This is a genomic window from Streptomyces sp. DSM 40750, from assembly GCF_024612035.1.
Classification (GTDB): Bacteria; Actinomycetota; Actinomycetes; order Streptomycetales; family Streptomycetaceae; genus Streptomyces.
Map to the genome: position 1 here is coordinate 2848455 of NZ_CP102513.1, position 15128 is coordinate 2863582.

Here is a 15128-nt window from a genome sequence, read left to right on the forward strand (position 1 = left end):
CGCAAGAGTCACCACCACCAAGGAATCGGGTTCATGACCGCACCTGCAGAACAGCGCGTCGGGCACCGCCGTCGGGTCACCCGCCGGCGGGCCGTGATCGGTTCGGTGGCCGCCCTCGCCCTCACCGGCGGAGCCGTCGTCACGACGTCGCTGCTGTCCACCGCCGGCGCCGCCGCGACCTGGCCGACGGCCAAGGGCAGCAAGGCCGTCTCCTCGACGATCAAGGTGTCGGGCACGTACGACGGCAAGCTGAAGAAGTTCTTCGGAAAGGGCGCGCTCGGCGGCGGCGGCCAGGACGAGGGCCAGGACCCGATCTTCGAGCTGGCGGACGGCGCGGTCCTGAAGAACGTGATCATCGGCGTCCCGGGGGCGGACGGAGTGCACTGCAAGGGCAGCTGCACCCTCAAGAACGTGTGGTGGCTGGACGTCGGCGAGGACGCCGCCAGCTTCAAGGGCAAGTCGTCCAAGGCCGTGTACAAGGTCATCGGTGGCGGCGCGAAGAACGGCTCCGACAAGGTGCTGCAGTTCAACGGTGCCGGAAAGCTGGTCGTCACCGGCTTCCGCGTGCAGAACTCCGGCAAGCTGGTGCGCTCCTGCGGCAACTGCAAGAAGCAGTACAAGCGCACGATCGTGCTGAGCGACATCGACGTCGTGGCACCCCTGAAGGCGATCGTCGGCGTCAACGCCAACTACGGCGACACCGCCACGCTCTCGAAGATCCGCATCCACGGTGACCCCAAGAAGAAGGTCAAGACCTGCGTGCGCTTCAAGGGCAACAGCTCGGGCAAGGAGCCGACCCAGATCGGCGTGGGAGCGGACGGAACCACCTGCAAGTTCCCGTCATCTGCCATCACGTACAAGTAAGCCAAGATCCGACAATCCCGGAGAACGACCCTTGAGCACCCACAAGAGACACCTCACGCGCCGGCGCGTGCTCGGGGCCACCGCGCTCGGCGTCGCCGCCACCGGCGCGGCCGTCGCGGGCGGCACCGGCCTTCTCTCCGCGGCGTCCGCCGCCGGATTCGGACACTCCGACGACGGCAGGAACTTCGTCGTCGACACCGGGGCGAACCTGGTCTTCAAGGTCTCCAAGACCACCGGCGACCTGACCTCCCTCGTCCACAAGGGCAAGGAGTACGAGGGCTACGGCGGCAAGCACTCGCACGTCGAGTCCGGTCTCGGCGCCTCGACCGTCACCATCCGGCAGTCCGGGTCGACGATCCTGATCAAGGCCGTGCACGGCGCGATCACCCAGTGGTACGCGGCCCGCAGTGGCCAGAACAACATCTACCTGTGGACGAACAAGGCGGACGCGTCCTTCACGGCGACCCGTTTCCTCGTCCGCCTGAAGCCGGGGATGTTCCCCAACGAGGGCCCGGACTCCTGGATCGAGGCCTCCGACAAGGTCATCGAGGCCGGTGACGTCTGGCGGCGCTCGGACGGCACGACCCACTCCAAGCACTACTCGGGCAAGCGGGTCGTCGACTACGACCACATCGGCTTCACCACCGGTTCGGTCGGCCTGTGGATCGTCCGCTCCAACCACGAGAAGGCCTCCGGCGGCCCGTTCTACCGCTCGCTGCTGCGTCACTCCAACGACCTGGGTGCCGGGCTCTACGAGATCCTGCACTACAACCAGGCCCAGACCGACGCGCAGCGTTTCGGCCTCCAGGGCCCCTACGTCCTGGCCTTCACGAACGGCGGAGCTCCCTCGTCCTCGCTGGCGCACGACAAGCTGGACACCTCCTGGGTGGACGGCCTCGGCATCACCGGCTGGGTCGGCAAGGCCGGGCGCGGCAAGGTGGCCGGCGTGGGCCTCAAGGGCATGGACGCCAGGTACGCCTACACCGTCGGCTTCGCCAACGCGGACGCCCAGTACTGGGCGAAGGCGGCCGCCGGCACCGGCGCCTTCTCCTGCAAGGGGATGCTGCCGGGCACGTACACGCTGACCGTCTACAAGGGCGAGCTGGCCGTGCACACCCGGGAGGTGAAGGTGACGGCGGGCGGCTCGACCGCGCTGAACAGCATCACCGTCACCGGCGACCCCTCCGCCGCGAAGACCGTCTGGCGGCTCGGCGACTGGGACGGCACACCCGGCGAGTTCAAGAACGCCGAGCTCATGACGTACGCCCACCCCTCCGACGGGCGCGCGGCGAAGTGGACGGGCAACGTCACGCTCGGCAGCGGGGACCCGGCCGCGTCCTTCCCCGCGTACATGTGGCAGGGCGTCAACGACGGCGTCCTCGTGTACTTCAAGCTCACCGCCGCCCAGGCCGCCGCCGCGCACACCCTGCGCATCGGTGTGACCGACGCCTTCTCCAACGGGCGTCCGCGCGTGACCGTCAACGAGTGGGTGTCGGCCATCCCGGCCGCGCCCAGGCAGCCCTCGACGCGTTCCCTGACGACGGGTTCGTACCGGGGGAACAACCACACGTTCACTTACAACGTGCCGGCCAGTGCGTGGAAGACGAACACCAGTGAGTACAACGTCCTGAAGCTCAACATCGTCAGCGGTTCGAGCGGCACGGCGTTCCTGAGCCCGGGCACCTCGTTCGACTGCATCGATCTGCTCGCCTGAGCACTGTGGTCCGATCACCGCGACAGACGCTCGGCCGGGGTTTCCCGGCCGAGCGTTGTGTTTGGCCGCCACGGCCTCAACTCGCCTACTTGCCCCAGATCTTGCGGTACGCCTCCCGGTAGCCCTCGGAGTCCCAGAACTGCGCGCCACCGCTGTTGGCCGCCGTCGTGATGTGTACGGGGGCGACGTATCCGCTGGCCTTACCGCCGGCGAAGGCGCGGTTGAACTCGTCGATGATCTGCCAGCCCTGTTCGGACAGCGGCTCGGGCACGGTGGCGGCCTGGAACTCCTTGCCGTTGACACGCTCGAAGGCCGAGGGATCGCCGTCGCCCGCGCCGATGTTGTACGGAGCGCCGGCGCCCTGTCTGCCGCCGGCGCGCAGGGCGGGGGCGGCGTGGCCGAAGTACAGGTCGTTGATGGCGGCGGAGTGGGTCCACTTGTCACCGAAGCGGGACTGCAGGGAGGAGACCGCTTCGAGGGTGCGGCTGTTGGCCTCGGGGATGGGGATGTCCTCCTGGCTCAGCAGCTCGACGTCGGAGCAGGTGGCGAGTTCCTTCCTGATCAGATCGGACTTGCGCTTCGCGAAGGGTATTGAGGCGTCGGTGAACAGGACGACGCCTGCCCGGCCGTTGGACTCGGCGATGATCCAGTCGGCGCTGATCGTCGCGACATCACTGACGTCGGTGGTGATGTTGCTGAAGAGGTTCGGGGCCTTGCTGGGGCCGGGGGTGGCGATCGCATGCCAGCCGACCAGGGGGATTCCCTCGGCGTTCGCCCGTGCGACCTGATCGGCGGCCGAGGCGGGATCGAAGCCGCCGATGACGATGCCGGAGGGCTTGAGGGCCAGTGCCTTGTCGAAGGCGGCCCGGATACCGGCGGGGGTGCCCTGGCCGTTGATGGCGCGGACGTTCCACCCCATGACGTCGGCGGCTTCCTGGACGCCCCTGGCGACACCGGCGACACCGGGGTTGGTCATGGTCTGGGCGATGTAGACGACGCTCTTGCCGGCAACGGCTTTGGGCCCGGTGGTGGGGCCGGACCAGGGAGCGTTGACGTCTTCGGCCTTCTTGACGGCGCGCTTGGCCTTCGCGAGGACATCGGGGCAGCCGGGCCTGGCGGAGCCGGTCGGGGACACGGCGTCGGACGCGGACGTGGCCGAACCGCTCTCGCAGCCGGTGGCGGCGGTGGCGACCGCGACCAGGAACGCGGCGGCTGTCACTGCCGCTTTGCGGGTGGAAGGCACAGGGGCTCCTCACAGAGCGAGAGAAGTACGGGCTGGGCGGGGGGAGTCGGTGACGGCAGGCGACGGCTCCGGCGCCGTGGAATCTAGCAGGACCCCGAGCCCCGTCCTCCGTCATCAACTTTTGACGTCATATCACCTGACAAATGCCTGTACGCTCGCTATGTTCACACGGCCGGTTCCGGACACGTGGCGTGATGCCTTCGCTCGTATCAGCGAGGAATGCGGGAAAAACGTCACACTCCGCCTACCGGTCGTCGGCGGTCCGGCAGCGAACGGCACCTCGGTCACCGCTCAGCAACACATCGAAGGAGGCGCGGGTGTCCGCGAACGCAGTGGACCCGCCGTCCGTACTCGCCCCACCCGGGCGGGCGGATGCGACGCCGGGGGTCCGCCGGAGGGCGGCGGCTCTCCTCGACAGGTGGCCGTTCCGGCGCAAGCTCAACGTCCTGGTGATCGCGCCCGTCGCGGTCGTCGGCGTACTGCTGGGCATCGGCGTCTACGGCGAGGTGCAGCAGGCACGGGAGGCCGGCCGGATCGCGGAGCTGGTGCGCGACAGCGGACAGGTCACCAAGCTGATCAACGAGGTGCAGGCCGAACACCGGCAGGCACTCCTGCTGGCCCTGCGGTACGAGTCGGCCGCCCCCGGAGACCCCCTGCCGTCGACCGCCGAGTACCGCCGCGCGCAGCGGGACACCGACGCCCAGGTCACCGCCGTACGTTCCGCGTTCGGGTCGGGCCTGCCGGACAAGGAGGTGCAGGCGCTCGACTACCTGCGCGACCTCGGCATCCTGCGCGAGAAGCTCGAACGGAGCTACGTCCCGGCCGCCAACATCGACCCGGCGTACGCCTCCGCGGTCGACTACCTGATCGACGGCATCGGGCTCGACGGCATCCGGCTCGACAGCGTCTCCGACACCTCGGAAGTCTCCGTCATCACCCTGCTCGACACGGTCCTGCGCGCGGACGCCGCCCACGCGGCCTTCGAGAGCGCCGTGTTCTCGGCGCAGACCCGTGACGCCAACGCCCTCACCGAGTTCACGCGCGCGGTGGAGGCCCACAAGCTCTACACCCAGCAGACGGACCGGTTCGGCCGGATCGCCACCGCTGATCAGGTCGTGAGCCTTGACGGCATCAGGCGGGCTTCCGAGCAGAACGGCATCGAGGCCCAGTTCGCGGAGCTGCGGATCGATCCGAGTTCCCTGCAGAGCCAGACGCCGCAGCAGCTGCGCAGGTCGATGACCGCCGGGGGCAAGCAGGCCGAGACCCGTCTCGACGTCACCCGGTCGCTGATCGGGCAGATCGCCGACCGGGCCGACCGGCTCTCCGCAGACGCCCTGAACAGGGCGCTGGTCATGCTCGGTCTGGCCGTCCTCGGCTTCGCCGTCTGGCTGGTCTTCTGCGTCCTGGTCCGGCGCTCGGTCGTACGTCCCCTGGCGGCCCTGACCGGCGCCGCCCAGCAGGTGGTCGACGTGGCCGGCGAGGAACTCGCCCGGGTCGGGGACGACGAGTCCGTCGACAGCACCCCCCTGCGGCCCCGGGCGATACCCGTCCCGGTGCGCGACGAGATCGGCGAGCTGGCCGAGGCGTTCAACCAGGTGCAGGTCACGGCGGCCGCGCTGCTGGAGCGGCAGGTGCTGAGCCGCCGCAACGTCGCCGAGATGTTCGGCAACGTCGGCCGCCGGGTCAGCAACCTGACGACCCGCCAGCTGGCGTTGATCGACGCCGTCGAGCACGAGGAGACCGATCCGGAGATCCTCGACCGGATGTACCGCATCGACCACATCGCCGTACGTCTGCAGCGCAACGCCGACAGCCTGATGCTGCTCGCCGGCATCCGGGAGACCGAGGTCGAGGCCAGGCCGGCCGGCCTGGCCAACCTCATCCGGGCCGCCCTCGGCCAGATCGAGGGATATCAGCGGGTCTCCCTGCGGTCCGAGACCGAGGCCACCGTCACGCCCGACATGGTCGCCGATCTGACGCTGATGCTCGCCGAACTGATGGAGAACGCGGTCGCGTTCTCCCCCTCCCACGCGCCCGTCGAGGTGGTCGTCCGGCCCGGTACCGACGTCACCGAGGACGGCGGCGCGCTGATCGAGGTCATCGATCACGGCCTCGGCATGAGCGCGGAACGCCTCGTCGAGGAGAACGCCCGGCTGATCCGCCGGGAACGGCTCGACCTCGTACCGACCAAGATGCTCGGCCTCTTCGTGGTCGGCAGTCTCGCCCGGCGCTGGGGCGCGCGGGTCACCCTGAGCCGTACCTCCGGCGGCGGTGTCACCAGCACCGTCTGGGTCCCCTCCGCCCTCCTGCTGACCATGAGCGAGGAGGTCGCCACGGCACCCTCGGCCACGGTCCCGGCCGGAACCGTCGCGGCGTTCCCGACGCGGCCCGAGCAGCCGATCACCCCGGCGCCCGTCGTCACCCTCGCCCCCGAACGGCGGCCCGTCGCCCCGGCACCCGAGGGCGGTCTCCCCCGACGCGACCCGGCCGGCGCCGACGCGAAGCCCTCCGGCACTCCCGCCGAACCGCCCGCGGGTGACCCTCCCCGGTCGCTGCGCAGGCGCGTACGGGGCGCGACCCTCGCCATGACCACCCCGGCGGGCCCGGCGACCCCGGCCGTGCGGCCGGCCGCCGACGCCGACGCCGTCCGCCTGGAGCTCGACGAGTTCGAGGCCGCCGTACTCAGGGCGGAGCAGGACAGTGCCTCGCCCCGGACGGAACCAGCACCACCGCAGGACCAGCAATCTCGGGAGGGGAAGTGACCACAGTGACGAGTGAGAGCGGAGCGGAGCCCATCGATCTGCGAGCCGCCGCGGCGGACTTCACCTGGCTGCTCGACCGCTTCGCCACGGAGACCGCCGGTGTCGTCGACGCCATCGCGGTGTCGTCCGACGGCCTGCTGATAGCGGTCTCCCGGCTGCGTGACCAGTCCGACTCCGAGCGGCTCGCCGCGATCGTGTCCGGCATGACGAGTCTGGCCGCGGGCGCCTCGGGCAACTACGGCCTGGGTGGCCTCAACAAGGTCATCATCGACCTGGAGGGCGGCCATGTCCTGGTGTCGGCCATCGGCTGCGGCGCCGTCCTCGGCGTGGTGGCCTCCAAGGAGGCGAAGCTCGGCAACATCGCCTACGAGATGACCCTCTTCGCCAACCGGGCCGGGGCCGCGCTCACTCCCCAGCTGGTGATGGAGCTGAAGAACAGCGTCGGCGCCGGGCCGGCCGGCTGACCGTTCCTCGACCAAGTGCGAGAACAGGCACGTCAGGAAGGATCGTGATGGGCGTCGGTGGAGCAGCACCACACGAGGCAGCGGGGGACGCGTTCGATTCGCGGGAGCCGGTCGGCCGCGCCCCGGCGATCCGGCCGTTCCTGCTGACCGCCGGCCGGGTGTCCGGGGGCGGGACCGCGCCGCCGATCCCGGTCGAGACCCAGATCGTGGCGACCCGGGCCGGGCTGTCCGCGCTCGGCTCGCTCACGTTCGAACACCGCGACATCATCGCGGCCTGCCGGCGGCCCCAGTCGGTGGCGGAACTGGCCGCCCGGCTGCGCCTGCACCTCAACGTGGTCCGCGTGCTGGCCGAGGACCTGCGCGCCGCCGGGCACCTGGCGGTCTACCGGCCGAACGCCGGGACGGCCCAGGACATCTCCGTACTGCGAAGGGTGATCGATGGTCTCCGTGCCGTCTCCGACTCAACCGGCACACTCCGTGACAGCGACTGAACAGCCGCCGCTGCCGGTCAAACTGGTCATCGCCGGCGGCTTCGGTGTCGGCAAGACCACGGCCGTGGGCTCGATCTCCGAGATACGACCGCTCACCACCGAGGCCGCCATCACCGAGGTCGCGGCGGGCGTGGACGATCTCACGCACACCCCCGGCAAGACCACCACCACGGTCGCCATGGACTTCGGCTGCATCACCATCGACCCGACGCTGAAGCTGTATCTGTTCGGTACGCCGGGCCAGGAGCGGTTCGGTTTCATGTGGGACGACCTGGTCGAAGGGGCTCTCGGTGGTCTGGTGATCGTGGACACGCGCCGTATGGACGACTGTTACGCGGCGGTGGACTACTTCGAGCACAAGAGCCTCCCCTTCGCGGTCGCCGTCAACGCCTTCGACGGCGAGGTCCAGCACGATCTGGACGAGGTGCGCTGGGCCCTCGACATCTCCGAGCACATACCGCTGGTCGTCTTCGACGCGCGCCGGACGGGCTCGGTCCGTGACGCCCTGCTCGTCGTACTGGAACTCGCCCTGGCCCGCGCGGAAGCGACCTCAGCTCCCTGACGGGGGTGCCCTTTTGAGCGCCGCGGGGGTGCGCGCCCTTCAGTTCATCGTCGAGCCGACAGCCGTGGAACCCGTGGTCAAGAAGGTGATCGCCGGCAGTGAGCCGTCCGGCCTACGCGGACCGTACACACCACTGGCGTCCGTCGACTTGAAAGCGGGCGTGGCCACCGCGCTGTCCCAGTTGTTCGCCGCCGACACCGTGGCGGAGCCCAGCTTGGCCTTCCCCGAGCCGTTGCCGACCGCCAGGTTCCGGGCCAGGCGGGCCTTGCCGGTCGCGAAATAGAACCCGTTCGCCTTGTTGGCGTACGTGGTGTTGCGGTTGAGCGATATCGCCCCGGTGTTGGAGTTCTCGGTGAACCCGTGCAACGTGTTGTCCCAGGCCGCGTTGTTGTTGACGAAGTGGGCGACGGACACTCCGCCGCCGCCCAGCTTGAACCCGTTGCCGTTGCCCTCGAACGCGGAGTCGTTCCAGCGGTTCTTGCCGTTGCCGAAGGCCCAGGAGTGTTCGATGGTGACGGGCGAGGAGAACTGCCAGAGGTCGAGCCCGTCGTCCGCGTTGTTGTGGAGGCGCGCGCCGGTGATCTTGTTGCCGGTGCCGGAGCCGAACTTCACGGCGATGCCGTCGGCGTTCTGGCCGTGGTTCGCGGCGTCGTAGTTGCCGTGACTGTCCAGGTTCTGCACGAGGTTGCCGGTCGTTCCGTCGCCGCGCAGCGTGAAGCCGGAGTCACCGTTGTCGGCGGTGACGAGGTTCTTGAAGACGCCGCCGACCGACGACGTGGCGACGAAGCCCTGGGCCGGGGAGTTCTGGAAGGTGAGACCCGAGACGGTCCAGTAGTCGCCGTAGATCCCGGCGAGCCAGGAGCCGGCGGCGAGCCTGGAGCCGTCGATCCTGACCTTCTCGCTGCCGTGGGCGGTGAGCGTGATCCGGGCCGTGGCGGTGCCGTTCGCCGTGGACTTCAGAGTCCGAGTCGGCCGGTAGGTGCCACCGCGCACCTGGATGGTCGTACCGGCGGTGGCGCTCGCGACGGCCGATTCCAGCTGGGCGGTGCTGGAGACGGTGACCGTGGTGGCGGCGGCCTGGGCGCCGTTGTTCGAGAGGCCTAGATGGACGCCGCCCGCCCCCGCGGCGACGGCCACCGCGGCGGCGATCGACAGGGTGCGGGTTCTGCGATGGCGTCCGCTGGTGCTCTGACGCACGGGTGTTCCTTTCTCAGAGGGGCGAGGAACGAAGCGGGCCGGAGGGGCCGCCCCGGCCCGCTTCTGATCACTGGTCGCCACCCGGCGGGAAAGGGTTGCCGTGTCCATGCGAAATCGTTCGAAAGTTTCGGCCGGAGTCTTCACACGCACGCCGATTGACGTGCTCAACCCCACTGACAACACTCCGAGGACAGCCCGCCCAACAGAATCCACCAGACTCCCACAGGATGTGTCATGAGCCGCACCGCCCGCACGATCCTGCTCCCCCTCCTGGCCCTCCTCCTCGGCCTGCTCGCCGCACCTCCGAGCCCGGCGCAGTCCGAGGCCACGTCCGCCAAGAAGGCCAAGAAGTACGCCGGTTATCTCTTCGCCTACTTCACCGGCGAGGGCACCGCCGACGGCGAGCAGATCCGCTACGCGCTCAGCGAGGGCAACGACGCCCTGCACTGGCGGGAGTTGAACGCGGGCGCGCCCGTCCTCACCTCCACCATCGGTGAGAAGGGCCTGCGCGACCCGTTCGTGATCCGCTCCCCCAAGGGCGACAAGTTCTACATGATCGCGACCGACCTGCGCATGTACCAGAACAGCAGCGGCAGTTGGGACTACGTCCAGCGCCACGGCAGCAAGTCCATCATGGTGTGGGAGTCCACCGACCTGGTCCACTGGACCGACCAGCGCCTGGTGAAGGTGTCCCCGGACAGCGCGGGCAACACCTGGGCGCCGGAGGCGTACTGGGACAGCAGGCTCGGCAAGTACGTCGTCTTCTGGGCGTCGAAGCTCTACGCGGACGACGACCCGGAGCACACCGGCTCGACGTACAACAAGATGATGTACGCGACGACGAAGGACTTCCGTACGTTCAGCGCGCCGAAGGTGTGGAACGACCCCGGTTACTCGGTGATCGACTCGACGGTGGTCGAGCACAAGGGCACGTACTACCGCTACACGAAGGACGAGCGGGACCCGACGTCCTCCAGCCCCTGCGCGAAGTTCATCACCGGCGAGAAGGCGACGACGCTCACGGACACGTCGTACGACTTCGTCTCGGACTGCATCGGCAGCGGATCGGTCGATCGCGGCGAGGGGCCGACGGTCTTCAAGTCCAACACCGAGGAGAAGTGGTACTTGTTCATCGACGAGTACGGCGGCCGCGGCTATGTGCCGTTCGAGACGACCGACTTGGCGTCGGGCCGATGGACCCTGTCGACGGACTACGACCTGCCCGCCAGCCCGAGGCACGGCACGGTCATGCCGGTGACGAAGAAGGAGTACGAGCGGCTGCTGGCCGTGTTCGGCTGAGCCCTCCACGCGGCGCACCCGGGCGGTCGGGGCCGTACGGACCGAGGTCCGATACGGCCCCGACCGCCCCGCCGCTCCCGGTCCGCCGGCCGGCGCACGCTGGCCCCTTCCGGTCCGCGTCGAACAAGCACTCTGGCTTAGCCCCAGGTCAGTTCGGGTATTTCCTCACCACCTTGTCCGAAAGACGGTGTTATTCACCGCTCTCAGGCGATCTCCGGGCACAAGCAGCGTGTGATCAGCACGAGTTGTGCCGAGCGGATCAGGAAGTGACGGATGACATGCCCATAAGCCCCGACCAGGGATCCACCGGCGGTGGCACCCCGGTGACCTTCACCGGTACCGGCCTCGGTGGCGCGACAGAGGTCCGCTTCGGGACCGAGCCCGCGACCATCACCGCCAACACGCCCACCTCGGTCGCAGTCGTCTCCCCTTCGGGAGCGGGTGTGGTCGCGGCCACGGTCACCACACCGGGGGGCACCAGCAATCCGGTGCCCTACTACTACGTCCCCCCGCCCGTGGTCCTCGACGTGTCACCGGCGTCCGGACCCACCGCGGGCGGGAGCACGGTCACCATCACCGGGCGCGGTCTCGCCGCCACCGCATCCGTACAGTTCGGCGGATCCACGGTCACCCCCACGGTGGTGTCCGACAGCGAACTCACCGTCGTCACCCCGGCCGGCCCGGCCGGCACCGTGTCCCTGGTCGTCTCGGGCCGCGGCGGGACGGCCACGGCGACCTTCACGTTCGTGGGTCCCCCGGACCTCACCGGCTTCAGCCCGGCTTCGGGCTCGACGACGGGCGGCACCCTCGTCGACCTGACGGGCACCGCGCTGTCGACGGCGACGGGCGTGACCTTCGGAGGTGACCCGGCCACGTCGTTCGCCGTCCTGTCCGACACCCGGATCGCGGCCGTCACCCCCGCCCACGCCCTGGGTCCGGTCGCCGTCGCGGTGACCACCACGGGCGGCAGCGACACGGCGCCCGGCACGTTCCTCTATGTCCTGTGACCTGGCGCACAGGCGCAGGCCCGGTGGGGACGACTCTGGAGCCGTCCCCACCGGGTGAAGTGAAAGACCCGGGGTCCCGAGGGTCAGTCCATCGTCGCGCCGATGGTGGTGCTGCCCGTGGTCAGGAACGTGGTCACGGGCAGTGCGCCATTGGACTGGCGGGCGTTGTACGTGGTCGAGGCGTTCGTGGACCGGAACGCGGGCGTCGCGATGCCCGAGTCCCAGTTGTTGCCGGCCGAGACGACCGACGAGCCCTTGTTCACCGAGCCGGAGCCGTTGCTCACGGCCAGGTTCTTGCCGAGGCGGGCCGCGCCGGTGGCGAAGTAGTACCCCCACTTGGCGTTGGCGTAGGCGGTGGTGCGGTTGATGACGATGGCGCCCTTGTTGCTGTTCTCGGTGAAGCCGTTACCGGCGTTGTCCCAGGCGGCCGAGTTGTTGATGACGTGGGCGACCACCTCGCCGTCGCCGCCCAGCTTGTAGCCGTTGCCGTCGCCCGCGAAGGCGGAGTCGGACCAGCGGTTCTTGCCGTTGCCCATCGCCCAGGTGTGCTCCACGGTGACGGGCGACGAGAAGGACCAGAAGTCCAGACCGTCGTCCGAGTTGTTGTAGAGGCGGGCACCGGTGATGAGGTTGCCGGAGCCGGAGCCGTACTTCACGGCGATGCCGTCGGCGTTCTCCCCGTGGTTGGCCGGGTCGTAGTGGCCGTAGGAGTCGATGTTCCGGACGGTGTTGTTGGTGGTGCTGTCGCCGGTGAGCGTGAAGCCGGAGTCGCCGCCGTTGATGGTCTTGATGTTGTCCCAGACCGTGGAGGCGCAGGACTGGCAGACGACCGCGCTGTCCGGGGAGTTCTGGAAGGTGATCCCGGAGACGGTCCAGTAGTCGGCGGTCAGCTTGAAGATCCAGTCGCCGTCGGGGAGGTTCGAGCCGTCGATCTTCACGGTCTCGGAGCCGTACGGCTGGAGGAGGATCCGGCTGGAGGAGGTGCCGTTGGCGGTGGACTGGATGGTGGCCGTCGGGTAGTACGTGCCGCCGCGCACCTGGATGGTCGTGCCGGCGGTGGCGTTCCTGATGGCGTTGGACAGGTCGGTGGAGTTGCTGACGACCACGGTGGCCGCCTGGGCGGGGGTCGCCATGATGCCGAGGCCGGCGGCGGTCGCGGCAGCGGTGGCGAGAGCGGTCAGGGAGATCCTCGTACGACGCATCACGTGCGGGTCCTTTCGGTCGTGACGCAGAGGTGGGGACGGAGGAAACGCGGGTGCTACAGGACGGCGTCCAGCCATGTGAAGGCGTCGTCCTGCATGGGTGCGGTGAACACATGGCCGAGGTCCGGCCGGACGCGGATGTCCAACCGCTCCCCGGCGTGGCGTGAGCGCCAGACGGCGCGCAGCTTCTCGTGCGCGACCCGGACGCCCTCGCTGGTGAAGAGGGGGTCCTGGCCGCCGTGGAGGAAGAGCATCGGCTTGGGGGCGCCGATGCTCGCCACGTCGGGGAAGTCGAGGTGCCGGGCGAGCCCCGGGTGGAGCATGTAGTAGGAGGACTGGCCGCGCAGGATGTTGTTGCCGGGCACCATGACCTCCTTGAGCCCGGTCATCCAGCACACGCTCGCGGCGGCCGCGATGTCGTCGCTGAGCGCGGCCGTCTGCCAGGCACGGAGCGCGCCCATCGAGAAACCGAGGGCCGCGACCCGGCGCCGGTCCACCCGGTCGAGGCCGGCCAGGAAGGCCGCCGCGCGCACGTCCTCCCTGGCCATGAGCCCGGCGAGCGACGAGCCCAGGTTGTAGAAGTTGCTGGCGAGGGCCTGCTGCTGCTCGTAGGTGGTCGGCCCCCGGTCGCCCCAGCCGAGCGCGTCCACGGCGAGGACGACATAGCCGCGCCGAGCCAGTTCGTCGCCGACGAACCGTCCGCTGAAGTACCGGTCCGCCCAGGCCTGCGCGGAGGTCAGCCGGGTGTCGTCGTACCAGGGCCGGACCAGTTTCTCCTTGCCTATGTCGAATCTGGCGCCGTGGTCGTGCAGGAGGAGGACGGCCGGGAACGGTCCGGTGCCGTGCGGGGTGAGCAGGGCGCCCCGCACCCGGCCGTACCGGGTGAGGGAGAAGGTGACCGACTCCCGGGTGTAGCCGTCGCCTTCGGCTCGTTGCTCGCCGAACTCGGGTGCGTACGGGGTGTCGTCCCGGGCGACGAGCAGATGCTCCTCGACCGTGGCCCGGGCCACCCGCCGCCAGGTGCGGAAGTCCCGGATCGGGGAGGTGCCCCAGGCGAGCGGGAAGCGGAGCTCGTCCTTGAGGAGGAGGTGGAAGTCGGGGAGGGCACCTTCCAGGGCGGCGGCCTCAAGGGCCCCCGAGGGCTCCGCCCCGGCCGCCGCCGCTGCTGCTGCCGCGGCCGCTCCTGTTCCCGCTTCCGCTTCCGCTCCCGTTCCCGTTCCCGTGAACAGCGCCGCCGCCCCCGCGCCCACGACGAAGGCGCGGCGCCCCACGGGACCATGCGCGGCCGCCGGATCATGGGCGGCCATAGGGCCTCCAGTCCCCCAGATACGTCCGCCGCGTGTGCTCCCCGGCCTCGGCGTCCGTGAGCTGGGGCCGGTTCTCCGGCACCGAAATCACCGCCCCCGGACCGGAGTTGGCGTACTCGCGGAAGCGCATGGTCTGCCAGGGGTAGGCCTCGCGCATGTTGGTGTACGGGGCGACCGCGTCGATCCCGGGGCCGATCCAGGTGTCCCGCACGACCAGCGAGGGCCAGGCGGTCGTCTCGTACGACGGCACCCAGGGCCGGGCGATCTTGTACGCGGCGTCCTCGGCGCCGGAGGTGATCCGGCCGTGCAGGGCCAGGAAGCCGTAGGGGTTGGCCCGGGCGGTGGCGGGGGCGAAGACCATGCCCTTGGGGATGAAGGACACGTCCCGCTGGAGGGTGTGGAAGTGACAGGAGTCGAAGACGGCCCGGGCCCGCCCGAACACGAAGTCGACGTCACCTTCGATGTAGCAGCGCCGGTAGTACTGCCGGTCGAAGGCGTCGAGCGCGGTGGTGTCCGCGAACAGGGTGTCCTGGTGGGCGAGGAACCGGACGTTCTCGAAGTGCGACCGGTCCCCGGTGACGTACGCGGCGACGGCCTGTGTCCCCGTGAAGTCGGGGTGGTCGGCCCGCAGCCAGTCGTTGGCGAGGGTCAGGTCGCGTACGGTCAGGCCGGGCGCCGCCGAGGTGAAGGTGGCGGAGCCGGCGGTGCCGTAGGTGCCGCCCTCGGGCCTGGGGGTGCCGTTGGCGCGGTTGAAGACGATGACGGCGGCGCGGGGGTCGCGGGACGCACCGCGCAGGGTCAACTCCCCCTTGCCTTCGGGGATGTTGACGACTTCGCGGTAGGTCCCCGGGTGGACGACGATCGTCCACCCCGAGCCGTCCACCGCATCGACGGCCGCCTGGACGGACCCGCCGGGCCGTACGTGCAGGACCCGGCGGTTGTGGGCGAAGGCGGGGGCCGCGCCGACGGCCACCAGGCCGCCGGCGATTCCGGTGAGCAGTGTGCGCCGGCGCATC

Annotated in this window: 12 protein-coding genes and 1 pseudogene; 8 read left to right on the forward strand and 5 right to left on the reverse strand. The window is 69.8% G+C overall.

The features are described from left to right. Positions 1-33 precede the first annotated feature (33 nt). On the forward strand, positions 34-864 hold the full coding sequence (locus JIX55_RS12705; protein ID WP_257563411.1) for a pectate lyase: 831 nt from the start codon (positions 34-36) through the stop codon (positions 862-864). Positions 865-895: 31 nt separating this feature from the next. Then, positions 896-2578, forward strand: coding sequence for a rhamnogalacturonan lyase B N-terminal domain-containing protein (locus JIX55_RS12710; RefSeq protein WP_257563412.1), 1683 nt, complete (start codon positions 896-898; stop codon positions 2576-2578). 85 nt (positions 2579-2663) lie between these two features. Here JIX55_RS12710 and JIX55_RS12715 read toward each other — a convergent pair whose 3' ends face one another. After that, positions 2664-3821 carry a substrate-binding domain-containing protein gene (locus tag JIX55_RS12715; protein WP_257563413.1) on the reverse strand — a complete coding sequence of 386 codons (1158 nt, stop codon included), beginning with the start codon at positions 3819-3821 and terminating at the stop codon, positions 2664-2666. Positions 3822-4138: 317 nt separating this feature from the next. On the opposite strand from JIX55_RS12715, the gene JIX55_RS12720 reads away from it, so the two are divergent. The 4 genes from JIX55_RS12720 to JIX55_RS12735 are packed head-to-tail and all read left to right on the forward strand — an operon-like array spanning position 4139 to position 8100. After that, positions 4139-6583, forward strand: a complete 2445-nt coding sequence (locus JIX55_RS12720) for a sensor histidine kinase (protein ID WP_257563414.1) — start codon at positions 4139-4141, stop codon at positions 6581-6583. Further along, positions 6580-7047: a roadblock/LC7 domain-containing protein gene (locus JIX55_RS12725; RefSeq protein ID WP_257563415.1), complete on the forward strand. Its 468-nt coding sequence runs from the start codon at positions 6580-6582 to the stop codon at positions 7045-7047. Before JIX55_RS12720 ends, JIX55_RS12725 begins: the two co-directional genes overlap by 4 nt. A gap of 47 nt (positions 7048-7094) precedes the next feature. Beyond that, positions 7095-7538, forward strand: a complete 444-nt coding sequence (locus tag JIX55_RS12730; RefSeq protein ID WP_257569312.1) for a DUF742 domain-containing protein — start codon at positions 7095-7097, stop codon at positions 7536-7538. Further along, positions 7486-8100 (forward strand): GTP-binding protein, encoded by a 615-nt coding sequence (locus JIX55_RS12735; RefSeq protein ID WP_257563416.1) that lies wholly within the window; start codon positions 7486-7488, stop codon positions 8098-8100. Before JIX55_RS12730 ends, JIX55_RS12735 begins: the two co-directional genes overlap by 53 nt. A 39-nt stretch (positions 8101-8139) precedes the next feature. Here JIX55_RS12735 and JIX55_RS12740 read toward each other — a convergent pair whose 3' ends face one another. Then, positions 8140-9297 (reverse strand): right-handed parallel beta-helix repeat-containing protein, encoded by a 1158-nt coding sequence (locus tag JIX55_RS12740; RefSeq protein ID WP_257563417.1) that lies wholly within the window; start codon positions 9295-9297, stop codon positions 8140-8142. Between the two features lie 234 nt (positions 9298-9531). Here JIX55_RS12740 and JIX55_RS12745 point away from each other — a divergent pair. Both JIX55_RS12745 and JIX55_RS12750 read left to right on the forward strand, forming a co-directional pair. Further along, positions 9532-10590: pseudogene (locus JIX55_RS12745) on the forward strand (glycoside hydrolase family 43 protein); the annotation flags it as partial. Positions 10591-10874: 284 nt separating this feature from the next. Then, the gene (locus JIX55_RS12750; RefSeq protein ID WP_257563418.1) at positions 10875-11603 is read left to right on the forward strand and encodes an IPT/TIG domain-containing protein; all 729 of its coding nucleotides are present in this window, start codon (positions 10875-10877) and stop codon (positions 11601-11603) included. Between the two features lie 83 nt (positions 11604-11686). On the opposite strand, the gene JIX55_RS12755 is transcribed toward JIX55_RS12750, so the two are convergent. The 3 genes from JIX55_RS12755 to JIX55_RS12765 are packed head-to-tail and all read right to left on the reverse strand — an operon-like array spanning position 11687 to position 15127. After that, a complete protein-coding gene (locus JIX55_RS12755) occupies positions 11687-12805 on the reverse strand; it encodes a right-handed parallel beta-helix repeat-containing protein (RefSeq protein ID WP_257563419.1) in 1119 nt (372 codons plus the stop codon). 56 nt (positions 12806-12861) lie between these two features. After that, the gene (locus tag JIX55_RS12760; RefSeq protein WP_257563420.1) at positions 12862-14112 is read right to left on the reverse strand and encodes a dienelactone hydrolase family protein; all 1251 of its coding nucleotides are present in this window, start codon (positions 14110-14112) and stop codon (positions 12862-12864) included. Next, positions 14099-15127 (reverse strand): pectinesterase family protein, encoded by a 1029-nt coding sequence (locus JIX55_RS12765; RefSeq protein WP_257563421.1) that lies wholly within the window; start codon positions 15125-15127, stop codon positions 14099-14101. The genes JIX55_RS12760 and JIX55_RS12765 overlap by 14 nt, the downstream gene beginning before the upstream one ends. Position 15128 lies beyond the last annotated feature (1 nt).